Here is a 25,800-nt window from a genome sequence, read left to right as displayed (position 1 = left end):
CCCGTCCCCGTTTCTTGTCTTATCCAGTCGGCGCGCGTCCGGCGATCATTCCGGCCGCCGGTCGAACATATCCGAATACCGGCACGTCAGCGCGCCCGGTTGCGCCAGAGCACCGCTGCCATACATGGCCCATTGCGCATCCCACAGCCTCTTCATCTCGGCAACCTTGGCCGGATAGCGCGACGCGAGGTCCGTGCTTTCGGAAAAGTCGCTGTCGAGATCGAACAGTTCCCAGCGATCGTTGGCATAGGGCTGGTCGCAGTCATGCAGCGCCACGGCGCGCCAGCGGCCGCTGGTGATCGCCCGGTTGCCGCGCAGCTCGAAATACTGCACCTGCCGGCCCGGCGCCTTGCGGCTGCGCACGGTGGGAAGGAACGATTTGCCGGCGACCGGGATCTGCGGCACGCCTTCCACGGTCGCGTCGAAGCGGGCCTGCGCCGCTTCCAGCAGCGTGGGCGCGATATCGATCACGTCGACGAATTGCCGGCGGATCGCGCCGCCATCGCGGACCATGCGCGGCCAGTGGAAGATCATCGGGGTGCGCGTTCCGCCCGAATAGGGCCACAGCTTGTAGCGCCGCAAAGGCGTGTCTCCCGCCATCGCCCAGGGGCGGGGATATTCCGCCTGCGTCTTGCCGGTTCCCAGTTCGTCGAGACGGGCGCGCTGTTGGGCCGGCGTAGCGGTGTTCGCACGATAGAGGCCGTCGAAGAAGCCCGCTTGACCGGCCTCGGAAGCCGCGCCGTTGTCCGACAACAGCACAATGATCGTGTTGTCGAGCGCCTTCCGGTCGCGCAGGGCATCGAGCAGCCGCCCGATCTGCCGGTCGCAATGTTCGATAAAGCCCGCATAGACCGCCATGTACCGGGCGAAGACGGCCTTTTCGTCTTCCGATAAATCCGCCCAAGCGCGATCACGCGATTCCCGCGCGGGCAGCAGCGTGTTCTCGGGGATGAGCCCCATCCGTTTCATCCGGACGAAGCGCTCCTCCCGAATCGCGTCCCAGCCTTTTGCGTAAACCGCGTCATAGGGTGCCGAGTACTCGCGCGGCACCTGGATCGGCGAATGCGCCGTGCCAAACGCCAGGTTCAGGAAGAACGGCGCGGCCGGGTTCCGGTCGAGATGGTTCGAGACGAGGCCGATCGCCTTGTCGGCCAGATCGGCGGAGAGGTGATAGCCCTCCGGGAAATCCCGCTTCAGATAGCCGTTGTTCTCCACCAGTTCGGGGCGATACTGGTCCGTCCAGCCGCGCGGGAAGCCATAGAAATAGTCGAAACCGCGCTGCAACGGCCAGTTTTCGCGCGGGGCGTCCGCGCCCAGTTCGGCCATCGGGATCATATGCCATTTCCCGATCGCCCAGGTGGCATAGCCCCGCCGCTGCAAGGCCTGCGCCATGGTCTGCGCATTGCCCGGCAGGCGGAACAGGTGCGCCATCTGCGGATCGCCGGGGGTCACCGCCGCGACATCGGGCACGTCGGGCATGTTGACCGTGTGCGCGTTGCGCCCGGTCAACATCGCGGCGCGCGTGGAAGCGCACACGGCCTTGGTATCGAAATGGACGTAGCGCAGGCCCGTCTTGGCGAGGCTGTCGATCACGGGCGTGCGGATTTCCGAGCCGAAGCAGCCGATGTCGGAATAGCCCACGTCGTCGAGCACGATCGTGATGATGTTGGGGCGCGGCCCTTTGCCCGCGATGGCCCGGGCGGGCGCGGTCCCCAGGGTGGTCGTGGCGAGGAGCGCACTGACGAAGTGACGTCGGGAAAGCTGCATGGGTCAGGCGTTCCTGCACGGTCGGGGAGCGCCGGCGCACGTGCCGACGCTCCCCGCGATAGGCATCAGAAGTGAACGGCCGCTTCGACGCCGAACGTGCGGAAGGCGTCCGGAGTCAGCAACTGGGTATAGCCGGCGCCGGTTGCCGAGGTATCGAGCAGTCCGGTGCCGATGAGCGTGGCGAAATGCTTGTTGGTGAGGTTCTTGCCGAACACCGCAAGGCTGTAGCGCCCGTCCTGCGTCTCGATCGACAGCCTGCCGTTGAGCAGGCCGTAGCCGGGCTGGGCGGTGTTGGGATCGCGGAAGCTGAACAGCGTGCGCGACCGGTAGGTGAAGGACAGGTTCGCACCGCCGCGCAGATTGTCGCCGATGTCCGTCCGGTAGCTGGCGTTGAGCGAATAGGCCCACTTGGGGGCGTTGGTCAGCGCTTGGCCGGTAACGTCCTGCCGGCCGGTCACGCAGCCGAGCGCGGCGGTCTGCCCGGGATAACAGCTGACGACCAGCCCGCGCACTTCCGTGTCGGTAAACGCAAGATTGCCCGAAAGGCTGAGGCCGTTCATCGGGCGCAGGATCGCCTCGATTTCCGCGCCCTTGGTCACGAGCTTGCCGGCGTTGGTCAGCTGGAACGAGGTCAGCACCGCGCTGTAGGTCTGCGCCTGGAAATTGGTGAAGGTTTCGTAGAAGCCGGTCGCGTTCAGCGTCAGCTTCCGGTCGAACAGCGTGGTGCGCAGCCCGACTTCCCAATTGCGCGCGATCTCCGGCTTCAGCACAGCCAGCCCCGCGTTCACCGTCGCCGCCGTCAGGTTGTTGAGCAGGTTGAGCGCCGGTCCCTTGTAGCCGCGGGTGTAGCTGGCATAGGCCATCACATCGGGCGAAGCCTGATACTGGATGCCGAGCTTGTAGCTGAAATCGGTGTCGGTGGCCTTGAGCGTGGGGGTGACGTAGGCCGGGCCGCCCAGGCTGGGCATCGCCGCGATCGCGCCTGGCAGCACCGTGCGGTTGAAGTGCGCCACCGCCTGTTCGGACGTCAGGCGGAACCCGCCGATCAGCGACAGGGAGTCGGTCAGATGGCCGGTGAGCTGCCCGAACGCGGCCACGTTCTTCGTGGTAATGTCGCGGTCGACCTGGTTGCCGAGATATTGTCCGGCCGGCAGATTGACCGTCAGATTGCCTTTCACCTGCGTGCGGGTGGTGACGTCCTGCCAGAAATAGTAGAGGCCGAGGACATATTCGATCGGCTTGCCGGCCGGCGAGGTCAGCCGCAGTTCCTGCGTGAACTGCTTCTGCTTTTGCAGGGCGTTGTTCAGGCTTACGACGGGCAGGGGAACCAGATCGGGATCGTTGTTGTCGAACACCCTGAATTCGCGATAGGCCGTGATCGATGTAATCGTCTGGCCGCCGAGTTCCGTGTTGATTTCGACAGAGGCGCCGCCGGTCTTCTGGCGGTTGAAGTAATCGCCATCGATCGTGACCTGTCGGTTGATCGGCCCGAGGGTCTGGCTCGCCAGCAGCGCGGCGCGCGTCTGGCCGTTGTAGTAGGTCGTCGTCGGCAGCACCGAGCGCACGGTCGACGCGCAGCAGTTGCGGTTGCTCTCGCCGTAGTCGCCGATGAGATAGATCGAGGTGACGTCGCTCGGCTTGAACAACAGTTTGCCGCGCAGGCCCCAGCTGTTGTTGCCGTTGAGCTTCTGGCCGTTAACGGTGTTGGTGATGATCCCGTCGGCGGTGGAGCGGAAGCCCGAGAGGCGCAGCGCCGCGCGGCCCGGATCCAGCACCGCCGATCCGGTGGCCTTCAGGCGAACGTCGTTGAACGTGCCGTAGCTGGCCGAGGCCGACAGGGATGACGTGTCCAGATCGGGCTTGCCGGTGACGACGTTGAGCGCGCCGGCCGAAGAATTCTTGCCGAACAGCGTTCCTTGCGGACCGCGCAGGACTTCGATGCGCTCGATGTCGTTGAAATCGAAGAACGAAGCCGCCGACCGGCCGATGACCACGCCATCGACCACCGTCGAAACCGATGGCTCCACGCCGTCCGAGAAGTTGAGCGTGCCGATGCCGCGGATCGACAACCCCTGCCCGCGCGTGTTGGCGCTGTTGGTGAAGTTGATCGAAGGCGAGACCTGCGAAAGTTGCTCCAGGCCGCTGATCCGGTTGTCCGCCAGCACGGTCGATGAAAGCACGGCAACCGAAACAGGTACTTTCTGCAGGCTCTGCTCGCGCTTTTGCGCGGTCACCACGATCTCGCCGCTGGGGGTTTCTCCATCCGCGGCCGCGCTATCCTGAACTTGCTGCGCATGCACGGACAGAGGCATCGCGATCGAAAACGCCACGCTCCCAAGCGACAGCACTCTGCGGCGATAATTCATGACACCCTCCCTTGTCTGACCGAATTGTGTTCGGTCCGATTTCGTTTGCCCACTGACGCAAAGCGATTCGGGACAACGTTGTCTCAAACGCATAGTGTTGCGCAAAATCCGCGTCAACAGTGGACGGACTGACGGTTGTTTCTGTGGCTGTCAGCGCGCCGCCGGGGCCATCGACTGGCGGGGCACCAGTTCGTAAGGCATCGTCACGACCCGGTCCCATGCCACGCCGTCTCGCGCGTCACGCTCGATCAGGCTGTTACCCGCCAGCCGGGCAATCTCGATCGTCGATTGCCGCACCGTGGCGATTCGGGGCCAGGTATGCGCGGAAACGGCAAGCCCGCCGAAACCCACCAGCGACAGCTGGCCCGGCACGTCTATTCCCCGTTCGATGGCGGCCGCCAGCACGCCGGCGGCCATTTCGTCGTTCGCGGCAAATATGGCGGTGGGGCGCTCGGCCAGAGCCAGCAATTCGTGCCCCATCTCGAAACCCGAGGCGAACAGGAAGTTGCCTTGCCGCACTTCCACGCTGGCGCCGGCCACGCTGCCGACGATGTCGAGGAAGCCGATCTTGCGTTCGCGCTGGGCCGCATGGCTTTCCGGGCCATCGATAAAGCCGATCCGCCGATGTCCCATCGCGAGAATGGCTTCTCCCACGTCGTGCGCTGCCCTGTTGTTGTCGATGACGAAGCACAGCCCGCGGTCCAGATCGAGGCCGGGATTGATCCGCGCAAACGGAATTGCCGCGTTGTCGAGCAGGTCGAGCACCCACGCGATATCGCACAGCGGCGGCACCAGGATAACGCCGTCCAGCTTTACCAGATCGAGAAAACGGCGCAGCATTTCTCCCGACATCCGGGCATCCACGGACGAGATGTTCTCGATGACCAGATGATGCTCTGCTGCGTGGCACGCCTGCAGCAAACCCAGTATCACGTCCGCAGCATAACTGGGCATGTGATGATCGGGTTCGGAAGCGTGGAGGATCTCCGTATGCGATCCGATGATCAATCCCAGAGCATGGGATTTGCCGCCACGCAGCAGGCTGGCGGCCCTGTTCGGCTTGTAGTCGAGGTCCCGTATCGCCTGTTCAACGCGATCGCGCAGCTCTGCGGCCACGGTCGGCGCTCCGTTGAGAACGCGGGAAACGGTCTTGAAAGACACGCCGGCGTGTTTGGCGATGTCGACAATGGTCACAGACCGTTTCAAACGTTCCCCCTGAGCACCTGCCGCAGAAAAGGTTCACGGTTCAGGCGGCTGCTCCGTGAACGCCCGCCGCCCTTGCCGTGCCCGCCGCGGCAGAGGCCATGGCCCGAGGGCAATTACTCCAGAGCGGTCGGGATGGCCAGTGACGGATGATCGCCGCTGTAGGGGCGGCCCGTCATCTCTTCAAACCGCTGCGGCAAGATCGCCGCGAAGCAATTTGGCCCAGGCTCACCGTTTTGCGTACATGATCCGCAGCGTGGCGAACAAACGGCTGATGGCTTCGGCACCGACAAAACAGTCCACTGACGAATGACAGTGGTAGCCCGAAATTCCCTTGAGAGGAGGTCTCATGACCGGATTGTCCACGGCGGCGGCTGAGCGAACCGTGTCAAGGGCCGCTACTTCCCGGACCAGGGTCGCGCCACCGGAGCGGGCAAATGGTTCACGTCGGCTGACCGCAACGCCAGCACGCCATCCTGTGGCCATAGCACCAGCGGCGACGCCTCGCGTAGCCGTGCGCCCAAGTCGCGCAGATTGTTGCTTGGCGCGCGCCGCATCTCCCTCGGCGCGGTCCGGTTGCGCCACCAGTTGCCCAATCGCACGTGCCAGGGCGGTAACGTCTCGACGTCCGGCCAGCGCAGCGAAGGACGCCGCGCCCGGCCGGGACGCGCGAAATCCCCATCCGAAGCGGAGGGGCGTGCATCCGGCTCGATCGAGGGTACCGCGAGCGGCACCGCCTGGATATCCGGAGAGGCATCGACGAGCGCGAGCTTTCATTTCGCCATCGCCCATGTCACACTCGTCGCCGTCATCTCGTCATGCAAACAAGCATTGCGCATGGGAGATACGAACATGAAGCCTGTTATCGTCGGCGGCGCGGGACGGTTCGGTGTCCCTGTCGTTGCCCTTCCGCAAGCGCAGGGCCATTGGCGCGCCGCTCAATCCCCGGAGAGGACGGCATGAGCCGGGGCTTGCCGCTCGCGCTGGCCTCGGCGCTCGGCATCGGAGCCGCCGTCAACGGTCTCTTCATGCTGCTCTCGCCCGCCCGATGGTACTTCGCGGTGCCCGGTGTCACCACCACCGGCCCGTTCAACCAGCATTTCCTGCGCGACATCGGGCTGATTTTCCTGTTGGTCGCGATCGCGATGCTTGCAGGCGTCGCGCGGCCGGCGGCGCGTCTTCCGCTCTGGTCCGCCGCCGCGTTCTGGCTGGCGGGCCATGCGCTGTTCCACTTTTGGGAAGTGGTGGTTGGCATCTGCGGCACCGGCGCACTCGCCCGGGATTTTCCCGCGGTGACGTTGCCGGCTATACTGACGACTGCGCTTGCGCTGTGGGCATGGCGCGATACGGCACGGGAGAGGTGCTGGCCGCACTCGGTGGAGGACGCGCGTGCCGAGCAGGGATGAATATGCCGCTGATTTCGAGGCTCAAAGGCCACGGTTGTTGCGCCTGGGATACCGTATGCTCGGCTCCGTCAGCGAAGCGGAGGATATCGTTCAGGAGGCATGGCTTCGGTGGGCGGCAAAAGCGGAAAGCGTCGATGCTCCGGCTGCCTATCTGACCCGCATCGTCACCCGCCTTTGCCTCGATCAGCTCAAGTCCGCCCGTGTTCGCCGGGAAACCTATGTCGGAGCCTGGTTGCCCGAACCACTGATGGAAACCACCGAGCCTGACGAGACGATCGCCGACGACCTGACGCTTACCCTGATGCTGGCGATGGAGCGCCTGTCCCCGCTGGAGCGCGCCGCCTTCCTGCTCCACGACGTGTTTGGCGTGGCGCTGACCGATATCGCCGCGACATTGGGGCGCGAGCCCGCCGCGGTTCGCCAGCTTGCCGCGCGCGCGCGCAAACACGTGCAGGATGCGCGCCCGCGTTTCCCGGTGGACGCGCGCGAGGCGGACCGGATCGCCCGGGCCTTCTTCACCGCTTCGCGCGAGGGCGATGCGGGCGCGCTGTCTGCGCTGCTCGCGCGCGACGTCGCGATCTATTCGGATGGCGGCGGCAAGGTGATCGCCTTCCGCAACATCGTGCGGGGGATCGATCGGGCACTGCGCTTGTTCGCCGGGCTCAAGCGCAAAAATACATCGATGCCGACGCTGCTGCGCACCGCCATGATCGATGGCCTGCCGGGGTATGTCAGCGTCGATCGAGGCGATGTGCTCCAGACGACGGCCCTCGACGTGCGCGACGGGCGGATCGCGGCGATCTACATCGTGCGCAATCCTGACAAGCTGCGCCATCTTGCGGCAGCTTTCGACACAAGCAGCGGATAGCGCTACGCGCTGTCGCGCACGACCAGTTCGGGCGTCATCTGGACCGACGGGCTGTCTTCGCCCCGCAACCGGGCGGCGAGAGCGCCGATCATCAAGCCCGCGCCCCGGGCGATGTCCTGCCGCACCGAGGTCAGCCGGGGAACCGTCTGCGCCGCGATCGGCAGATCGTCGAACCCGGTAACGGCAATGTCGGTCGGGACGGCGAGGCCCTCGTCCGTCAGCGCGCGCAGCGCGGTCATCGCGATCACGTCGGACGCGCAGACGATGCCGTCCAGCGTGCGTCCGATCCTGCGGATCCGGGTGGCAATATCCTCCTGCGCCTGCTCGCCGCTCAAGTGTACCGGCAGCGCTTCCAGTGCGGGCAGGCCGGCTTCCTGCACGGCAGCGCTGGCGCCGGCGAAGCGTGCGGCGATCTCGGGCGGGCGGATATCACCCAGGAAGGCCAGTCGTGTGCGCCCGCTGGCGATCAGGTGCCGGGCGGCCAGTTTGCCGCCCGCGTGATTGTCCGACCCGATCGTGCATTGCTGATAGCCCGGGGTCTGCTGGCCCCAGACCACCAGCGGACGATAGCGCTGCGCGACGTGTTCGATCGCATCGAGCTGATCCGATTGCCCGATGATCAGCACGCCATCGAGCAACCCGGAGTCAACGATGTCATCAAGCCAGCCCGGCGTATCGGGCAGCACGCGCGATAGCATCAGGTCGTATCCGGATTCGGTCAGCCCGTCGGCCAGATGGCCCAGCATGGTCATGAAGAACGGATCGGAAATGTGCTGTCGCCGTTCGTGCCCCAGCGGCACCACCACGCCGATCGCGCGGGTCTCCCGCGTGCGCAGCTTGCTGGCCATCTGGTTCAGGCGGAAGCCGTGCTTTTCCGCCAGCGCCTGTATCCGTTCGCGCGTGTTCGCCTTGATCAGCGGGTTGCCGGCCAGAGCGCGCGAGACGGTGCTGGCCGAAACGCCGGCAATCCGGGCCAGTTCGACGATATTGCGGACGCGGGCCGGCGGCTGTTCGCTTTCGTTATCCCCGTCCATCGACTGCTCCGCACGCTTGCCCGGGCGATCGCGCGCGACCGGTCCGATAGTCGTGCGAACGTTTGCGGGAGCCGCGTCAGCGTGTCAATCGAGCCCCGTCAGCCCAATGCTGTGAGGGCCAGCGCGAGCGCGCCCATCGGCCCGGCGCGTGCCTCCAGTCCCGGCGGGCCGATCAGCGTTTCCAGCGCGTCACGGTCGGCGCCGGGGACATAGCCGCCCAGGGCTGCAGCCGCGGCATCGCGAATACGGTCGAGCAGCGCCGGCCGCGCACCGCCCACGCCGCCGCCGATCACGATGCATTCGGGCGACACCGTCAGGATCAGCGTGGCCATCAGTTCGCCCAGTTCCGCGCCAACATCGGCCCAGACCGGATGGTCATCGGCGATATGCGCGGCATCGCCGCCGATGCGCGCGGCAATGGCCGGGCCTGCGGCCAGGCCTTCCAGGCAATCGCCGTGGAAAGGGCAGATGCCGGGAAAGGTATCGTCCGTGCGCCGGCGCACGCGCAGGTGCCCGGCCTCGGGGTGCAAGGCGCCGTGCAGCACCTGCCCGTTGGCTACGATGCCGATGCCGATGCCGGTGCCGATCGTGACATAGGCATGGGTCGAACACCCGCGCGCGCGGCCCCAGCGTCCTTCCGCGAGGGCCGCCGCGCCGACATCGGTATCGAACGCGATGGGCACGGCGAAGCGATCGGCGAAGTGGTCCAGCACCCGCGCGCCGGTCCAGCCCGGCTTGGGCGTGGGCAGTATCTGGCCATAGTCCGGCGCGTCGGGGGACACGCGGGCCGGGCCGAACGTGCCAATGCCCAGCGCGGTGAACGGAATCTCGGCCTGCCATTCGTCAAGCGCTTCGGACAGTCCTGCCAGCGTGGATGCGGGATCGGTCGTCGGCAGGCGGCGTTCGCGCAGGATTTCGGTGCCGCGCGCGACGACCGCGATGCACTTGGTGCCGCCCAGCTCGACCCCGGCGAGAAGCGGCTCGTCGATCATGCGGCAAGGCTCGCCCGGTCGCCGTCCAGGGCCAGCCGGAGGACGGGCGCGGCGGTGCCGCCGAAGGCCGCCCGGGCCGCTTCCGTCGAGCGCGGCAGCTCGGCAAGACCGACGAGATCGGCAAAGCTCCAGACCGAAAGATCGGGCAGCACCTGCCAGCTATAGGCCTGGAACGGAGCGCAATCGGGATTGCCGAAGACCAGTCCCGTGCCGTTGACCGGCGTCCATGGGCCGTCGATGCCCGGCGCCACAAGACCATAGAGACCGGTGGGGCCGCACGGCCCGCCGGCGGCGAAGACCTTGCGCTGGGTGGACCAGAACAGATAGACCAGACCTTGGTGCATGATCGCGTGGGGCCGTTCCAGTTCGTTGTTCAGACCATCGGCGCTGACCAGCGGCGGGTCGAGCCGCCAGGAGCCGTCGTCCTGCAACGTACCCGCGCCGACCACACCGTTCCAGTCCGAATCCGATCCCATGCGGGAACCGGCAAACAGCAGGCGGGTCTGCCCGGAAGCGGGATCTTCGAACACGAACGGATCGCGGAACGCCTTGATCGCGCCGACCGCGCCGGTTCCCTCCAGATCGATCATGTAGTCCACGCCATCGGGGCGCAGCGTTTCGACAGGGGCGGTCCAGCCGGACAGCGCGGGCACGCCGTCCGCGATGGTCAGCGCGGCGCGGGTGGCGAACAGGCGCTGGCGGAACGTGACCGCCGGTTCGCCGCGCCCGCCGGCGGCGGTGAAATGCAGCGTGACCTGGCTGTGTGCGGGATCGACGATCGCCGTGCCGGACCATTCCCGGCTGCCGGGCGAAAAGCCATCGGCAAACACCGGGCCGAGATCGCGCCAGCCTGCCGGTGTGCGGTGAAACAGCCACAGCCGCGCCAGGGCATGGCGCGCTTCGGGATCGTCGAGGATGGGGGCCGCAAGGAAGATAACCAGAGCGCCGCCCGCGATCGCGGCGACATCACCGTTGGCTTCCAGCACCGGCCAATGGTCCCACAGGTCCATGTCGGCGGCGATGCGGGGCGCTTCGGCGCGGGTGAAAGGGCGCGCCTGCGGGTGGGGGCGGGCGGCGATTCCCGCGACATGTTCGGGCAGCCAGCGGAAACAGGGCATCGGTCTGGTCCGATCGAAAGAAGAAAAATCGGGCCGGCGCATCAGGCCGGCCCGAGGCAGGGAGATCAGAACGAGATGCGCGCCGAGGCCGAGATCGTGCGCCCGTTGATCGAACGGGCCCGCACGATGCCGTTGGCCGGGATCGCGCCGTCTTCCGCTTCGGTGAAACCCTTCACGTTGAACAGGTTGTTGGCGTTCACCGAGAGCTGCAGGCGTTCGATCGGACGCACCTGCAGGAAGGCGTTGACCGTGGTATAGGCCGGCAGCTTCAGCTGGTTGCTGTCCTGCGTGTAGCTGCTGGTGGTGCCGACCACGTTGGCGCCGAACGATACCTTGTCGAGGTTCACTTCCGGGCTGATCTGGTAGACGAAGCTGGCCTGCCGGCGCGGCGTGTTGCCGACGACCGTGGCATCGAGCGCATCGGCGGTGATCCGGGCATGCGTCCAGGTGCCGCCGGCGTTCAGCTGGAACGGCCCCTTGCGAATGCTGCCTTCCAGTTCCACGCCATAGGAACGGTACTTGCGGTCGAGGAAGCGCTGGGTCGTTGCTTCGAAGTTCTGTTCCTCGGTGGTGGCGTAGAAACCGGTCACGTAGAGCGCGACCCCGCCCGAGCGGTACTTCACGCCACCTTCGGCCTGCCGCACGAAATCGACGGCGGCGTCGGCATTGACCAGGCTGCCATCGGTGTTGCGGATCGCCGGGCCGAACGTGAGGCGATCGGCATTGGCGCGGCCGCCCCGGCTGTACCGGGCGAACAGCGCCAGATCGTCACGCACGCGATAGTTCACGCCGAGCGAGTAGGAGGCGTAGTTGTAGTTGTAATGCACCGGAGCGGGGCTGCCGAGCGGGATCACCGAGACTTGCGTTTCGGGGCCGGAGATCACGCCGTTGCCGTTGATGTCGAAGCTGGTGATGCCGTTGCGGCCACCGCCGAGATCGGCACCGGCGACGAAGCCGCGCGCCTGCCCGATGTCGTAGCGGACGCTGGCGTCCAGGGTCAGCGCGTCCTTGTTCCAGGTGAACGCGGCGAACGGCGCATTGGTGTCGTAGCTCAGGCGGTAGCTGCGGCGGCAGCAATTGCCGAAGAAGCGCGCGCCATAGCCATAGAAGCCGTCCTGCGTGACGAGCTGGCCCGATCCGTTGACGATGTTGACCAGCGCCGCATCGCCGCCGCCCTTCACTTCCATCACCGCCGAGGTCCACAGCCAGTCGGTATCGATCGTCTGGCGCGACTTGTAGAAGCCGCCGGTCACGGTCAGCTTGCCGCCGCCCAGGTCAAAGTCCTTGGTCAGGCGGAAATCGTTGGTGATGTTGTCCAGGCTGTTCAGCTTGGTGTCGAACACCACGATATTGGCAAGGTAGGTGTTGGCAGCCACCGCCTGCCCGGCGTTGGGGCCATTGAAATAGACCGCCGACGCGCCCGCGCCGCCCAGGCTGGTCGCCACCGCGCCCGAGGTATCGACCGACGAGGGGAAGTTCGAGATGAACCGGCCGGAGATCGCCGAGTAGCGGAAGCGCTCCATCACCGACCAGCCGCCGCCGACATCGAACTTGCTTTCGAGGCCCACGGCCTTGACCACCGGATGCTGGCCATCACGGATGTCGTCGGCCACCAGGTTGTTGTTGCCATCAAGCGTAATGTTGCGTGTGAAATAGCGCGAATGCAGCGTATCCTCGTTGATACTGAAGCCGGGCAGGTTGGTATAGACCGGGTTGGCGTTGGTGCCGGTCACGCGCACCGGGTTGGGCAGATAACCGATGGCCCGGTCATTGAGGTACTTGCCGTAGAGCCGCACGTAGCCGCCGGCGAAATCCTTGGTCACGTTGAACTTGATCTGGCCGCCGCGATTGCCGTCGTAGCCGGCGCGGCGCGGGCCTTCGCCCTGGCGATAGAAGCCGCCGACGTGGAAGCGCAGGCTGTCGCTGATCTTGCCGCCGTAGTCGGCGTCGACGCGGTATTCGCCGTAATCGAGGCCGACCGTCGCTTGCACCGCGCCGCCTTCCTGTTCCCCGGTCTTGGAGATCAGGTTGATGACGCCGCCCGGCGAGTTCGAGGCGAAGGTCGAAGCAGAACCGCCGCGCACCGCTTCGACGCGCGCGATGTTGAAGTCCGAACGCAGGAAGATGTCGGCATTGCCGAACGTGATGTCGCCGAATTCCAGGATCGGCAGCCCGTCTTCCTGCAGCTGCAGGAACTTGGCGCCGCCCGAGGCGACCGGCAGGCCGCGCACCGCGATGTTGGCGTTGCCTTCACCGCCCGAGCTTTCCGACCGGATGCCGGGAATGTTGCGGAACAGTTCGGCGACCGAGCGCGGCGTGGTCTGCTGCAGCTGATCGGCGTTGAGCGAGCTGACGGAAACCGAGGAATCCAGCCGGTTCTGCCCGCGTGCCACCGCGGTCACGATGATCTCGGCATCGTTGGGAGAATCGGCCTGCGCCGAAGTCTCCTGCGCAAGGGCCGGGGTGACGCCCAGCGCGAACATCGAACTGGCTGCCAGCAGGCTGGCGGCGGAAAAGCGCACGGCGTTAAGCGGAAGAACCTTCATCATCCCTCTCCTGACACGGTCGAGTGACTCGACATCTGCAGGCAGTCGCTAAAGGTGATTGCAAACGTTTGCAAGAATAATTTGCAAACCTTTGCATTTTTGCTACGCAGGGGACAGGGCAAGCGATGCAAGCAAACAGCGCCAAACCCGGTTAGGAGAGGAACTATGAAGGGCACCCGGCCACGCCTTGGTTTTCCTGGCATCGTGCAGATGAATCTGGGTTTTCTGGGGCTGCAGTTCAGCTTCGGATTGCAGCAGAGCAACATGGCGCCGATCTACACCTATCTGGGCGCGGACGCGACGATCATGCCGGTGCTGTGGCTGGCCGGCCCAATGACGGGTTTGCTCGTCCAACCCCTGATCGGCGCGCTCAGCGATCGCACGTCCACGCGAATCGGACGCCGCACGCCCTATTTCCTGATCGGGGCGGTGCTGTGCAGCCTGGCCCTGCTGGCCATGCCGTTCAGCCCCGCCTTGTGGGTCGCCGCGTCGCTGCTGTGGGTGCTCGATGCTGCCAACAATATCACCATGGAACCGTACCGGGCCTATGTCAGCGACCGGCTCGACACGGCCGAGCGGCCACTCGGTTTCCTGACGCAGAGCGCCTTTACCGGACTTGCCCAGACGCTGTCCTACCTTGCGCCGTCGCTGTTCGTGTGGGCCGGCATGAGCGCGGACGCGGTCGACGCGAACGGCATTCCGCACGTGACGCGCGTGGCCTTCATCATCGGCGCGGTGCTGTCGCTGTCGACGATCGTATGGTCGGTCTGGCGTGTGCCGGAGCTGCCCTTGCCGGCGGACGAGGCGGCGGCGATGCGTGCCCAGCCATTGTCGGCCGGAACCGCGTGGCGCGATTTCGCGGATGCGGTGCGCGAAATGCCCGGGCCGATGCGGCAGTTCGGTGTGGCCATGTTGTTCCAATGGTATGGCATGTTCTGCTACTGGCAGTACGTCACGCTGTCGCTGGCGCGGTCGCTTCACGGTTCGGATTCGGCGGTGGCGCTGCGCGATGCCACGCTTGTCAACGGGCGGCTGGGCGGGTTCTACAACTTCCTGGCCTTCCTCGCCGCGTTCGCGCTCGTTCCGCTGATCCGGCGTCTGGGCGTGAAGCCGGTGCACGCGGTCAGCATCGCGCTGGGCGGCGTGGCGATGCTGGCCTTGCCGCACATGGGCAACGAGGCCTGGAGCTATCTGCCGATGATCGGCATCGGCATCGCCTGGGCCAGCCTGATGGGCAGCCCCTATGTCTTGCTGGCCAACAGCATCCCGGCCGAACGCACGGGGATCTACATGGGCATCTTCAACATGTTCATCGTCGTGCCGATGCTGATCCAGACGGTCACGATGCCATTGCTATACGGCACCGTGCTGGGCTCCGATCCACGCAACGTGCTGTCGCTGGCCGGGCTGATGCTGTTGCTCGCGGCCGTCGCCACCCTGCGGGTCCGCACCGCGCCCCAGCCCTGAACGAAAGGGCCTGACCACCCCTTAAGGAGTGATCAGGCCCTTCGAGAGTGCCCCCGGGGCGTCAGTTGCCGGCCGTTGCCGAACCGTTTCCGCTGACCGAACCGGTCACCCCGCCGGTCACCGAGGTGCTGGCGGCCTTGTCGGCCACGGCGCCCGCAGTGCTGTTCGCGCGCTGGGCCGCCTTGCCGGCGACATCGCGGGTCCGCGATGCCGCGCCGGCTGCGGTGTCCCGCGCGGTCATCGCCGCGCCTTGAGCCGTGGTGCGAGCCTTGCCGGCAGCGGCGCTCGCGGTGTTGCGGGCCGTTCCCGCCACGGCGCGCGAGGTCGAGGCGATCTGGTCGGTGCCGATCAGCTGCGCATCGGCGTTGGCAGACCCGCTGGCCGAGCCGCTGCCGGAAACCGCGCCGGTGAGGGCGCCGGCCGGGCTGGCAAGGTTCTGGGTGACGGCACCGGTCGCGCTGCCGCTGGCGCTGCGGTCGGCGTGAACCTGCCCGTTGTGGCGGTTGACGCGGGTGCTGCCCGTGGTCGAGCCGGTGGCGCTGGCCGCGCCGGACGTAGCCGACCCCACGCGGTCCATGGTCGAGCCGATCGGCAGGTCGCCGTTCAGGCCGCCGCCGAGCGTACCGCCCAGCGTGCCGCCGACCATGCCGCCGAGCGATCCGCCGCCAAGGCCGCCACCCAGGAGCTGGGCGTGGGCCGGCATGGTCGAAACGGCGAAGGCGAGAACCGAAATCGTGATGAGCTTACGCATGGTATCCATCCTTTCGTTTGGTGGTGATGGATCCTGATCCATCCCCTTGCCCTGAAAACGAAGGATGCGTTCGGTTTAATCCACGCTCGCTCGATATTTTTCACAAATATCTGATTTATCGACAAATTGTGCAAATCAGGCCACGGCCGTAAACCGCATCCGGCCCGCGCGCGCCCAGGTCGATCGCCTCCCGGTCGAGTGCGGCCGGGAGCGCGGCGCGGGCATCCATGGCATTGGCGGCGCGCGCGGCGACAAGCGGCGTCGCGAAAGAGGTGCCGCGCACGGGCACGAGCCGTCCGGCAGCGTTCATCGCGCGCATGTCGGCGCCGGGGGCCGCGTAGTCGAGGTGCCGCGCCCGACCCGCCTCGATCAGAGCGCGGTTGCGGCCGTCGACGCCGGTGACCGCCAGCACGCCGGGATAGGACGCGGGATAGGCCGGCGGCGCGGCCGGGCCATCGTTGCCCACCGCCGCGACGATCACCGCCCCCCGCCGTTGCGCCGCGTCCATGGTCCGCGCCAGCAGGCCGTTGGCGGGTCCGACCAGACTGATCGAGATGACCCGCACGCCGCGCCCCATCAGCCAGTCCATCCCTTGCGCGATCGCCAGCGCGTTTCCCCCGGCTGGCCCCGCGCCATAGACATCGGCCACCAGTACCCGTTGCACCCCGGCGCGGCGCAGCAGCGAGACCACCGCGCTGCCATGATCGCCCGGTGCCGGCGCGCCGGGCGCGAAGCCGCGGACGGCTTCCACGGGGATGGCCCGCCCGGGCGCGCCATCGATCACGCCGACCGGCGTGGCGACCGGGGGGAGCGGCGGCGAGGCCTTGCCTTCCCGCCCACGCGCCGGCGCGGCCGATCCCGACGGGAAGTTCAGCGTATCTGCGGACACGGTTGCATCGGGCGCGGCCTTGCGCAGCAGGGCTTGCGCACGGGCCAGCGTCATGCCGCGCGGCACGGAGAGCCGGGTGACGGAAATATCGAGCGTATCGAGCCGTTCCTCGGCCATGACCGCAAAGCCAAGCTGCCGCGCGGCATCGAGCGTCGCCTGATCCGGCGCTACCAGCAGCAATTCGCCCTTGCGCGCGGGATTGCCGTCGGCATCGCGCTCGATCGCCGCCGGGTTGCGGCGAACCAGATCGCCGATCCGGTCGATCCGCGCCTGCGCCAGCGCGGCGGCCCCGCGCACCGTCCGCGTCGTGGCATCAACGCCCGTGCCGAGCGTGCGATCGACCGATTCCAGCGTCCCGCCCAGCACGCGCTCGACGGGCTGGGCCACGCCGGGCAATTGCTGACCGATGGGGCCGATCTGCGCCAGCGCCGGGGAGGCCATGGCGACCGACAGGAGTATCCATATTCGACTTCGCATCCGCGTTTCCCGATCTTTCGGATTTCATTATGGATGAAACGATTGGCGTCATCCGTTTTATCCATCGGAAAGGCAAAAACGCTGTCAGACCGCTTCGAATCCGAAATGCTGGCCCTGCTGCCCCGGTTGCGCCGGTTCGCGGCCGGGCTGGCGCGCGATCCGGCGCGGGCGGACGATCTTTGCCAGATGACGGTGGAACGCGCCTTGCGCAGCCGCGACCAGTGGCAGGCGGGGACACGGATGGATAGCTGGATGTACCGAATCATGCGCAACCTTTGGATCGACGAGACGCGCGCGGCCAGTCGGCGTGGACAGACCTTCGTAGACGAGGAAGCCGGCGCCGCGGTGGGCGCGGACGGCGGGCAGGCAGCGCGCGCAATGCTGACCGATGTCGATCGTGCGATGGCCCGCCTGCCCGACGATCAGCGCGAGGCCGTGCTGCTGGTGATGGTCGAAGGCTGGTCCTACAAGGAAGCGGCGGACATCGTCGGCTGTCCGGTCGGCACGCTCAATTCGCGTCTGGTCCGGGGGCGCGACGCCCTGCTCGCCCTGCTGGGAGAAGCGGCATGACCATCACCCCCGAAATGATCGCCGCCTATGCTGATGGCGAACTCCAAGGCGCGGAGCGCGATCGCGTGGAGCAGGCGCTGGCGCGGGACCCCGCGCTCGCCCGCCAGGTGGAAGCGCACCGGGCCCTGAAGGCGCGGCTTTCCGCCCATTTCGCGCCGATTCTCGACGCCCCGCTGCCCGAGGCGCTGACCCGCGCGGTGCGGGCGCGGCCGGAAGCCGAAGTCCTTTCGCTCGATGCCGCGCGCAAGGCACGCGCCGCGTCGGCGTCCAGCGGCACGCGATCGCGCTGGGCCTGGGGCGCCGGGGCGGCGCTGGCGGCCTCGCTGGCGCTGGCCGTGGTGGTCAATCGGCCGGCGCCGAGCGGTGGCCCCGGCTATGCGGACGGGCAATTGGCGGCGGCGCTCGACACGCAGCTTTCCGGAACCCCGGCGGCGGGCGCGCCGGTGCGCGTGATGCTGAGCTTCGCCAACGCCAAGGGCGATTTCTGCCGTGGCTATAGCGGGCAGGCCGGGGCCGGGATCGCCTGCCGCGATGCGCGCGGCTGGCGGCTGGAGAAGGCGTTCGGTGGATCGGCTGGAGAAGAAGGCGTCTATCGCCAGGCCGGCAGCGCCGATCCGCGCCTGATGGCGGCCGTGCAGGACATGGCGAGCGGGTCGGCGCTCGATGCGGATGCGGAGAAGGCCGCTATTGCGCGGCATTGGAAGCGTTAGGGCGTCATGTTCGGGCGGCCGCGAGCGGCCCCGCGCGCTTTATGGAATCTTTACGGCGCGGCCTGAATTCCCCGTGGAATCTTAACGCCCGGAAGGCGCAGTGGAAGCACCGCATTTGCATTGCGGGAGCTTTTCCATGTCACACGCTTTCGATCGCCTGCGCCGGGGTGAACGCTGGTGGACCGCCGAACTCGTCATGCGGTCGCTTGGCGTCCTGCTGCTCGGCGGCGCGCACCGGGCCTCGGTGTGGGCGCACCGGATCATTACCACGCCGCCGGCGCACCACACCACTCCCGGCGAACTGGCGTTGTGCGGGGTGGTCTTCCTGCTGCTGACCAGCGGGCTCGCCTTCGTGATCGAGGGACCGGGCCTGTTCCGCCACGTCCCCATCCCCTCGCGCAGCCTCTGGTACTGAAAGGACCGTCCGATGCCCGACATCGCGTGGCTCGCCCTGCTGGGCGGCCTTTTCCTGCTTACGCTCGCCTTTGTCCGCCTTTGCGAAAAGGCCTGAGGATTTCGCCATGACCCTTCCGCTTCTGCTGGCCGGTATCACCGCCGCCGGCCTGCTCGTCTATCTTCTCGCCGTGCTCCTGCGGCCCGAACGCTTCTGAACGGAGCCATCCATGACCATCGAAGGCTGGACCCTGATCCTGCTGTTCACGGCATTGACCGTCGCGCTGGCACAGCCGGTCGGTGCATTCCTGTTCGCCCTTTATGAAGGGCGGACGACACCGCTCCATCGCGTGCTTGGGCCGGTGGAGCGCGGCTTCTACCGTCTTGCCGGCATCCGGCCAGACCATGAGCAGACCTGGCGCGCCTATGCGCTGCACATGCTGCTGTTCCAGCTGGTGCTGACGGTGTTCACGTATGCGCTGCTGCGGTTCCAGGCGGTGCTTCCGCTCAATCCGCGCGCGCTGGGCGCCATTGGCGGCGATGGCGCGATGAACACCGCCATCGCCTTCGTTACCAACACCAACTGGCAGTGGTACGCCGGCGAAAGCACGATGAGCAATCTCAGCCAGATGCTGGCGCTGACCATTCACAACTTCCTGTCGGCGGCCACCGGCATCGCCATCGCCTTCGCGCTGTTCCGGGGTTTCGCCCGGCGCGAGAGCGGCACGATCGGCAACTTCTGGGCCGATTGCACGCGCGTCACGCTCTATCTGCTGCTGCCGGCCTGCATCGTCTATGCGCTGTTTCTGGTGGCCAGCGGCGTGCCGCAGACGCTGGCGTCGAGCGTGGACGTGACCACGCTGGAAGGTGTGAAGCAGACGCTGGTGCTGGGGCCGGTGGCCAGCCAGGAAGCGATCAAGATGCTGGGCACCAACGGCGGCGGCTTCTTCAACGCCAACAGCGCCCATCCGTTCGAGAACCCCACCGCGCTGACCAATCTGGTGCAGATGCTGTCGATCTTCGCGATCGGCGCGGGCCTCACGTATTGCTTCGGCAAGGCGGTGGGCAACGTCCGACAGGGCTGGGCGATCCTGGCCGCGATGATGATCCTGTTCCTGGCGGGCGCCGGCATCACCTATTGGCAGGAAGCGGCGGGCAATCCGGTGCTGCACCAGCTTGGCGTGGCCGGCGGCAACATGGAAGGCAAGGAAGTGCGCTTCGGCATTGCCGCCAGCGCGCTGTTCTCGGTGGTCACCACAGCCGCGTCGTGCGGTGCGGTCAACGCCATGCATGACAGCTTCACCGCGCTGGGCGGGATGATCCCGCTGTTCAACATGCAACTGGGCGAGATCGTGGTCGGCGGCGTCGGCGCGGGGATCTATGGCTTCCTTCTGTTCGCTCTGCTGGCGGTGTTCATTGCCGGTCTGATGGTTGGCCGCACGCCGGAATACGTGGGCAAGAAGATCGAGGCCAAAGAGGTGAAGCTGGCGGTGCTGGCCATCGCCGTGCTGCCGCTGTGCATCCTGGGCTTCACCGCGATCAGCGCGGTGCTGCCGGCGGGGCTGGCCGGGCCGCTCAACAAGGGGCCGCACGGGTTCACCGAGATCCTCTATGCCTATTCGTCGGGCACGGGCAACAACGGCTCGGCCTTCGCCGGGCTGACTGCCGGCACGCCGTTCTACAACGGGCTGCTGTCGGTGGCGATGTGGATCGGCCGGTTCTTCATGATCGTTCCGGCGCTGGCCATCGCGGGCAGCCTCGCGGCCAAGAAGTACACACCCGAAACCGCCGGGTCCTTCCCCACGACCGGCCCGCTGTGGGTCGGCCTGCTGGTGGGCATCATCCTGATCGTCGGCGGCCTCACCTTTCTTCCTAGCCTCGCGCTTGGCCCCATCGCGGATCATCTCGCCATGATCTCCGGCCAGCTGTTCTGAGAGGTTTGTTATCATGACCACGCCCCAGAGCGTTCCCGCATCCATGTTCTCGGCCAAGCTGACCGTTCCCGCGATCGGCGACGCCTTCCGCAAGCTCCATCCCGCCGCGCTCGTGAAGAATCCGGTGCTGTTCACCACGGCGGTGGTGGCCCTGTTGCTCACGCTGCTGCTGGCGCTGGGTGGCGAGCCGCTGCCGCTGGGTTTCCAGGCGCAGCTGATCGTCTGGCTGTGGCTGACCGTGCTGTTCGGCACCTTTGCCGAAGCGCTGGCCGAAGGACGCGGCCGCGCCCAGGCGGCGTCGCTGCGCGCGACCAAGAGCGAGCTTGCCGCCCGGCTGCCCAATGGCCAGGTCGTGCCCGCCTCGCAATTGCGGCGGGGGGATGAGGTGCTGGTCGAAACCGGCGACCTCATCCCCGCCGACGGGGAAGTGATCGCCGGCGTCGCCTCCGTCAACGAGGCGGCCATCACCGGCGAAAGCGCGCCCGTGATCCGCGAGGCCGGCGGCGACCGGTCCGCCGTCACCGCCGGGACGCGCGTCATCTCGGATTCGATCCGCGTGCGGGTGACGCAGGAGCCGGGGCAGGGCTTCCTCGACCGGATGATCGCGCTGGTCGAAGGGGCGGAGCGGCAGAAGACTCCCAACGAGATTGCGCTGACGATCCTGCTGGTGGGCCTGACCATCATCTTCCTGATCGCGGTGGCGACGGTGCCCGCCTTCGCCCGCTATGCCGGCGGGCACATTCCCGTCGCCGTGCTGGCCGCGCTGCTCATCACGCTGATCCCCACGACCATCGCCGCGCTGCTTTCGGCGATCGGCATTGCCGGGATGGACCGGCTGGTGCGCTTCAACGTGCTGGCCAAGTCGGGCCGGGCGGTGGAAGCGGCGGGCGACGTGGACGTGCTGCTGCTCGACAAGACCGGCACGATCACCATCGGCGACCGGCAGGCCTGCGCCTTCCGTCCGCTGGACGGCATCGCCGCCGCCACGCTGGCGCAGGCCGCCATGCTGGCGAGCCTGGCCGACGAGACGCCCGAAGGACGCTCCATCGTCGTTCTCGCGCGCGAAACGTTCGGTGTCGCCATCGATGCCCTGCCCGCAGGCGCGGAGATCATTCCCTTCACCGCGCAGACCCGGATTTCGGGCGTCAGGACCGACGCCGGGCTGGTGCAGAAGGGCGCGGTGGACGCGATCCTGCGCGCCAATCCCGAGGCGGCTTCGGGCAGTCATGCCCCCCAACTGCGGCGCATATCCGAAGAGATCGCGCGGTCGGGCCAGACGCCGCTCGCGGTCGCGCGGGATGGCCAGCTGCTCGGCGTGATCGCGCTGAAGGACGTGATCAAGGCGGGCGTGCGCGAACGGTTCGCGGAACTGCGCCGCATGGGCATCCGCACGGTGATGATCACCGGCGACAACCCGCTGACCGCGGCCGCCATCGCCGCCGAATCCGGCGTCGACGATTTCCTGGCCGAAGCGACGCCCGAGGACAAGCTGGCGCTGATCCGCAAGGAGCAGCAGGGCGGCAAGCTGGTGGCGATGTGCGGCGATGGCACCAACGATGCGCCCGCGCTGGCCCAGGCCGATGTCGGCGTTGCCATGAACACGGGCACGCAGGCGGCGCGCGAGGCGGGCAACATGGTCGATCTCGACAGCGATCCCACCAAGCTGATCGAGATCGTGGGCCTCGGCAAGCAGTTGCTGATGACGCGCGGGGCATTGACCACCTTCTCGGTGGCGAACGACGTCGCCAAGTATTTCGCGATCATCCCGGCGATGTTCGTGGTGCTCTATCCGGGGTTGGGCGTGCTCAACGTGATGAAGCTCGCTTCCCCGGAAAGCGCGATCCTTTCGGCGATCATCTTCAACGCGCTGATCATTCCGGCGCTGGTGCCGCTGGCGCTCAGGGGCGTGACCTATCGGCCGATGGGTGCCGGGCCGCTGCTGGCCCGCAATCTGGCGGTCTATGGTCTTGGTGGCCTGGTCGCGCCGTTCATCGGCATCAAGGCGATCGATCTCGCCGTCGCCGGGCTTCATCTCGTCTGAGGATTTTCGATATGACCAAGGATCTTCTGGCCGCGCTGCGCCCCGCGCTGGTGCTCACGGTATTGTTCTCCCTGTTGCTGGGGCTTGCCTATCCCTTGGTGCTGACGGGAGTGGCGCAAGTGCTGTTCCCCCGCCAGGCCAATGGCAGCCTGATCGATCGCGATGGCCGTCCGGTGGGCTCCAGCCTGATCGGGCAGGGCTTCGCCAGCGACGGCTATTTCCATCCGCGCCCGTCGGCCGCCGGCAGGGGCTATGACGCCACCGCCTCCGCCGGTTCCAACCTCGGCCCGACCAGCCAGGCGCTGGCCGACCGGGTGAAAGCCGATACCCGCGCTCTCGCGACCTCACCGGGCGTCATCGTTCCGCCTGACCTGGTGACAACTTCCGCCTCGGGGCTCGATCCCCATATCAGCCCCGAGGCGGCCTATTTCCAGGTGGGCCGCATCGCGCGGGCGCGGGGGATAAGCGAACCGGCCGTGCGCGCGCTGGTCGCCCGCCATGTGGAAGGGCGGACGCTGGGCTTTCTGGGCGAGCCGCGCGTCAACGCGCTGGAACTCAATCTGGCTCTCGACAGCGCGGCTCCTGCGGGCGCACACGGGAGGCCATGAACGACGCCAGGCCCGATCCCGATGCCTTGCTGCGCGCCGCCGCGCGCGAGGCCAAGGGCCGCCTCAAGGTATTCCTTGGGGCGGCGCCGGGCGTGGGCAAGACCTACGAGATGCTCAGCGATGGCGCGGCGCGGCGTGACGCGGGCGTCGATGTCGTGGTCGGCGTGGTCGAAACCCACGGCCGGCGCGAAACCGAGGCCAAGGTCGACGGCTTCGAGATCATGCCGCGCAAACCCATCGCCTATCAGGGACACACCCTGGCGGAGATGGACATCGACGCCATTCTCGCGCGCCGGCCGCAACTGGTGCTGGTCGACGAGCTGGCCCATACCAACGCGCCGGGCAGCCGCCACGACAAGCGCTACCAGGATGTAGAGGAACTGCTGGCGGCGGGGATCGACGTCTATTCGACGCTCAATATCCAGCATCTCGAAAGCCTGAACGATCTGGTCGCCTCGTTCACCAAGGTCCGCGTGCGCGAAACGCTGCCGGACCGGGTGATCGAGAACGCGGAAATCGAGATCGTCGATATTCCCCCCGACGAGCTGATCGAACGGCTGCGCGAAGGCAAGGTCTATGTGCCGGACGAAGCCGCGCGCGCGCTGGGGCACTTCTTTTCCAAGTCCAACCTTTCGGCATTGCGCGAACTGGCCTTGCGCCGCGCGGCGCAAGCCGTCGACGCGCAGATGCTGGACTATGTGCGCGCCAACGCGGTGGGCGGCACGTTCGCGGTCAACGACCGGCTGGTCGTGGCCATCAGCGAACAGGCGGGCGCGATCGAACTGGTGCGCGCGGCCAAGCGGCTGGCCGACGCGCTGCGCGCGCCGTGGACGGCGGTCCATGTCGAAACCCCGCGCGATGCCGGATTCACCTCGGCCGAAAGTGCGCGGCTGGCCGAAGCCATGCGCCTTGCCTCGCAACTCGGCGCGCAGATCGAGACCATCCCCGCCGAAAGCGCGCTGGCCGGCTTGCGGCAGTTCGCGGCGGAAGCGCGCGCGACCCAGCTGATCGTCGGAAAATCGCGGCGGTCGCGCTGGTTCGAACTGCGCCACGGATCGATCGTGGACCGGCTGGTGCGCGATGCCCCCGGACTTGCCGTGCATGTCCTGCCGCTGTCCGAAGCGGGAGCGGCCCGCAAAATGCGTCTTCCCGATCTGGGCGAGGGCTGGGGTTCGTGGCAGGGCTATGCCGTGTCGCTGGGCCTTGGTGCGGCGATCACCGTGCTGGGGCGGATGATCTTCGCGCAGGGCAGCATTACCAATATCGGCCTGCTGTTCCTGCTGCCCGTGATGCTGGCGGCGACACGCTATGGCCTGCGCACCGGCATCGTCACCAGCCTCGCGTGCTCGCTGGCGTACAACTTCTTCTTCATCCCGCCGCTCAACACTTTCACCATTCAGGACCCGCAGAACATCATCACCGTGCTGGTGCTGCTGGGCGTGGCCATCGTCGGCAGCCAGCTCGCTTCGCGCGTGCGGGCGCAGGCATTGCTGGCGCAGGCGAGCGCGGCGCAGAACCGGTCGCTCGCGGGCTTTGCCCGGCGGCTGACCGGCATCGCTTCCACCGATGAACTGGCGCAGGTGCTGTGCGACGAGATCGGGCAGCGCCTGGCCGGTAACACGGTGCTGCTGATGCCCGATGCGGCGGGCCTTGCGGTGCGGGCTGCCGCGCCGCCGGGGGGCAGGCTGGCGATGCTCGACGATGCCGCCGCCCGCTGGGCCTTCGACAACAACAAGCCCGCGGGGCAGGGATCGGATACGCTCACCGCGTCGGAATGGCTGTTCTATCCGATCGGCACCACCAGCCGGGTGCTGGCGGTGTTCGGCCTGTCGCGCCCCGATGCGGGCGCGCCGGTGCGGGCGGATCAGCTGCCGTTCCTGCTGAGCCTGCTGGACCAGGCCGGGCTGGCGCTGGAGCGGATCGCACTGGCCGAGGAAATGGCGGACCTCGCCCACGTCCGCGAACGCGACCGGCTGCGCCATGCCTTGCTGTCGTCCGTCAGCCACGATCTGCGCACCCCGCTGACCACGATCCTCGGCTCGCTGGCGCAGATCCGCGCGATGTCGCCTGAGCAGGAGGACCAGCTCGCCGAGACGCGCGCCGAGGCGGAACGGCTCCACCGCTTCGTCGCCAACCTGCTGGACATGGTGCGGATCGAGGCAGGGGCGCTGCACCGCAAGATCGAGCCCGTCGATCTGGCCGAGGCGGTCGCCAGCGCGTTGCACGATCTGGGCACGGCGCTGCACGGGCGTCTGGTGAACGTAGAGATCGCCGCCGATCTTCCGTTCGTGCTGGTCGATCCGCAACTGTTCCACCATTGCCTGATCAACCTGATCGAGAACGCGGCCAAATATGGCGATCCCGGAACGGGCATAACCGTGCGCGCCCACCGCGACCCGCAAGGGCTGACGCTGTTCGTCGAGGATGAAGGGCCGGGCATTCCCGCAGGCCAGGCGCAGCGGATTTTCGAGACGTTTGCGCGGATCGAGGGATCGGACCGCAAGGGCGGCACCGGGCTGGGGCTTGCGATCGTCAAGGGTTTTGCCGAAGCGATGGGGCTGGGCGTTTCCGCGTCCGATCGCGCGGACGGGCGCGGCGCGTCGTTCGCGATCCGCTTCCCGCCCGGCCAGTTGAAGGAATTGCCCCCAGAATGAGCAGTG

At 67.2% G+C, this 25,800-nt stretch carries 21 protein-coding genes; 12 read left to right on the top strand and 9 right to left on the bottom strand.

Features of this window, described 5'->3' with window-relative positions:
• Positions 1 to 45: 45 nt before the first annotated feature.
• The 3 genes from EH199_RS05635 to EH199_RS05625 all read right to left on the bottom strand — a co-directional run bounded on the left by EH199_RS05635 (position 46) and on the right by EH199_RS05625 (position 5,327).
• Positions 46 to 1,767: an arylsulfatase gene (locus tag EH199_RS05635; RefSeq protein WP_124808298.1), complete on the bottom strand. Its 1,722-nt coding sequence runs from the start codon at positions 1,765 to 1,767 to the stop codon at positions 46 to 48.
• Positions 1,768 to 1,832: 65 nt separating this feature from the next.
• Positions 1,833 to 4,133 carry a TonB-dependent receptor gene (locus EH199_RS05630; protein WP_190287146.1) on the bottom strand — a complete coding sequence of 767 codons (2,301 nt, stop codon included), beginning with the start codon at positions 4,131 to 4,133 and terminating at the stop codon, positions 1,833 to 1,835.
• A gap of 150 nt (positions 4,134 to 4,283) precedes the next feature.
• On the bottom strand, positions 4,284 to 5,327 hold the full coding sequence (locus EH199_RS05625) for a LacI family DNA-binding transcriptional regulator (RefSeq protein WP_190287144.1): 1,044 nt from the start codon (positions 5,325 to 5,327) through the stop codon (positions 4,284 to 4,286).
• A gap of 543 nt (positions 5,328 to 5,870) precedes the next feature.
• On the opposite strand from EH199_RS05625, the gene EH199_RS05620 reads away from it, so the two are divergent.
• From EH199_RS05620 to EH199_RS05610, 3 genes are read left to right on the top strand one after another with little or no spacing between them, the layout of a single operon-like run.
• Positions 5,871 to 6,299 carry a hypothetical protein gene (locus EH199_RS05620; protein ID WP_124808295.1) on the top strand — a complete coding sequence of 143 codons (429 nt, stop codon included), beginning with the start codon at positions 5,871 to 5,873 and terminating at the stop codon, positions 6,297 to 6,299.
• The gene (locus tag EH199_RS05615) at positions 6,296 to 6,742 is read left to right on the top strand and encodes a hypothetical protein (RefSeq protein ID WP_124808294.1); all 447 of its coding nucleotides are present in this window, start codon (positions 6,296 to 6,298) and stop codon (positions 6,740 to 6,742) included. The genes EH199_RS05620 and EH199_RS05615 overlap by 4 nt, the downstream gene beginning before the upstream one ends.
• Positions 6,726 to 7,610: a sigma-70 family RNA polymerase sigma factor gene (locus EH199_RS05610; RefSeq protein WP_124808293.1), complete on the top strand. Its 885-nt coding sequence runs from the start codon at positions 6,726 to 6,728 to the stop codon at positions 7,608 to 7,610. Before EH199_RS05615 ends, EH199_RS05610 begins: the two co-directional genes overlap by 17 nt.
• Before the next feature lie 2 nt (positions 7,611 to 7,612).
• Here the strand turns inward: EH199_RS05610 and EH199_RS05605 are convergent, their stop codons facing one another.
• The 4 genes from EH199_RS05605 to EH199_RS05590 form a co-directional block, all read right to left on the bottom strand.
• Positions 7,613 to 8,644, bottom strand: a complete 1,032-nt coding sequence (locus tag EH199_RS05605; RefSeq protein ID WP_124808292.1) for a substrate-binding domain-containing protein — start codon at positions 8,642 to 8,644, stop codon at positions 7,613 to 7,615.
• Between the two features lie 98 nt (positions 8,645 to 8,742).
• The gene (locus EH199_RS05600) at positions 8,743 to 9,636 is read right to left on the bottom strand and encodes an ROK family protein (protein ID WP_124808291.1); all 894 of its coding nucleotides are present in this window, start codon (positions 9,634 to 9,636) and stop codon (positions 8,743 to 8,745) included.
• A complete protein-coding gene (locus tag EH199_RS05595) occupies positions 9,633 to 10,754 on the bottom strand; it encodes a glycoside hydrolase family 68 protein (RefSeq protein WP_124808290.1) in 1,122 nt (373 codons plus the stop codon). Before EH199_RS05595 ends, EH199_RS05600 begins: the two co-directional genes overlap by 4 nt.
• A gap of 65 nt (positions 10,755 to 10,819) precedes the next feature.
• Positions 10,820 to 13,303 carry a TonB-dependent receptor domain-containing protein gene (locus EH199_RS05590; RefSeq protein WP_370449665.1) on the bottom strand — a complete coding sequence of 828 codons (2,484 nt, stop codon included), beginning with the start codon at positions 13,301 to 13,303 and terminating at the stop codon, positions 10,820 to 10,822.
• 162 nt (positions 13,304 to 13,465) lie between these two features.
• On the opposite strand from EH199_RS05590, the gene EH199_RS05585 reads away from it, so the two are divergent.
• A complete protein-coding gene (locus EH199_RS05585; RefSeq protein ID WP_223806487.1) occupies positions 13,466 to 14,767 on the top strand; it encodes an MFS transporter in 1,302 nt (433 codons plus the stop codon).
• Between the two features lie 61 nt (positions 14,768 to 14,828).
• On the opposite strand, the gene EH199_RS05580 is transcribed toward EH199_RS05585, so the two are convergent.
• Together EH199_RS05580 and EH199_RS05575 are read right to left on the bottom strand one after the other, a co-directional pair.
• Positions 14,829 to 15,518, bottom strand: coding sequence for a hypothetical protein (locus EH199_RS05580; RefSeq protein ID WP_124808289.1), 690 nt, complete (start codon positions 15,516 to 15,518; stop codon positions 14,829 to 14,831).
• A 115-nt stretch (positions 15,519 to 15,633) separates the two neighbouring features.
• Entirely contained in the window at positions 15,634 to 16,884 is a 1,251-nt protein-coding gene (locus EH199_RS05575) for a S8 family serine peptidase (RefSeq protein WP_124808288.1), read from the bottom strand.
• Positions 16,885 to 16,989: 105 nt separating this feature from the next.
• Between EH199_RS05575 and EH199_RS05570 the strand changes: the two genes are divergently transcribed.
• The 8 genes from EH199_RS05570 to EH199_RS05535 all read left to right on the top strand — a co-directional run bounded on the left by EH199_RS05570 (position 16,990) and on the right by EH199_RS05535 (position 25,794).
• Positions 16,990 to 17,454, top strand: a complete 465-nt coding sequence (locus EH199_RS05570; protein ID WP_223806486.1) for an RNA polymerase sigma factor — start codon at positions 16,990 to 16,992, stop codon at positions 17,452 to 17,454.
• A complete protein-coding gene (locus tag EH199_RS05565; RefSeq protein WP_124808286.1) occupies positions 17,451 to 18,164 on the top strand; it encodes an anti-sigma factor in 714 nt (237 codons plus the stop codon). The genes EH199_RS05570 and EH199_RS05565 overlap by 4 nt, the downstream gene beginning before the upstream one ends.
• Positions 18,165 to 18,300: 136 nt before the next feature.
• Positions 18,301 to 18,579 carry a hypothetical protein gene (locus EH199_RS05560; protein ID WP_124808285.1) on the top strand — a complete coding sequence of 93 codons (279 nt, stop codon included), beginning with the start codon at positions 18,301 to 18,303 and terminating at the stop codon, positions 18,577 to 18,579.
• A 106-nt stretch (positions 18,580 to 18,685) separates the two neighbouring features.
• Entirely contained in the window at positions 18,686 to 18,775 is a 90-nt protein-coding gene (gene kdpF / locus EH199_RS05555) for a K(+)-transporting ATPase subunit F (protein ID WP_124808284.1), read from the top strand.
• Between the two features lie 12 nt (positions 18,776 to 18,787).
• Positions 18,788 to 20,491, top strand: coding sequence for a potassium-transporting ATPase subunit KdpA (gene kdpA, locus EH199_RS05550; protein WP_124808283.1), 1,704 nt, complete (start codon positions 18,788 to 18,790; stop codon positions 20,489 to 20,491).
• Positions 20,492 to 20,534: 43 nt separating this feature from the next.
• Positions 20,535 to 22,532: a potassium-transporting ATPase subunit KdpB gene (kdpB, locus tag EH199_RS05545; protein ID WP_124808363.1), complete on the top strand. Its 1,998-nt coding sequence runs from the start codon at positions 20,535 to 20,537 to the stop codon at positions 22,530 to 22,532.
• Between the two features lie 11 nt (positions 22,533 to 22,543).
• Complete coding sequence (kdpC, locus tag EH199_RS05540) at positions 22,544 to 23,140, top strand: potassium-transporting ATPase subunit KdpC (RefSeq protein WP_124808282.1); 597 nt, start codon at positions 22,544 to 22,546, stop codon at positions 23,138 to 23,140.
• Positions 23,137 to 25,794: a sensor histidine kinase KdpD gene (locus EH199_RS05535; protein ID WP_124808281.1), complete on the top strand. Its 2,658-nt coding sequence runs from the start codon at positions 23,137 to 23,139 to the stop codon at positions 25,792 to 25,794. Before kdpC ends, EH199_RS05535 begins: the two co-directional genes overlap by 4 nt.
• Positions 25,795 to 25,800: the final 6 nt, after the last annotated feature.

Origin of the sequence: Novosphingobium sp. LASN5T (assembly GCF_003856955.1) — a bacterium.
Taxonomy (GTDB): Bacteria; Pseudomonadota; Alphaproteobacteria; order Sphingomonadales; family Sphingomonadaceae; genus Novosphingobium.
The sequence above is the reverse complement of the archived record's forward strand: the minus strand, read 5'-3'. Positions and strand labels throughout refer to the sequence as shown.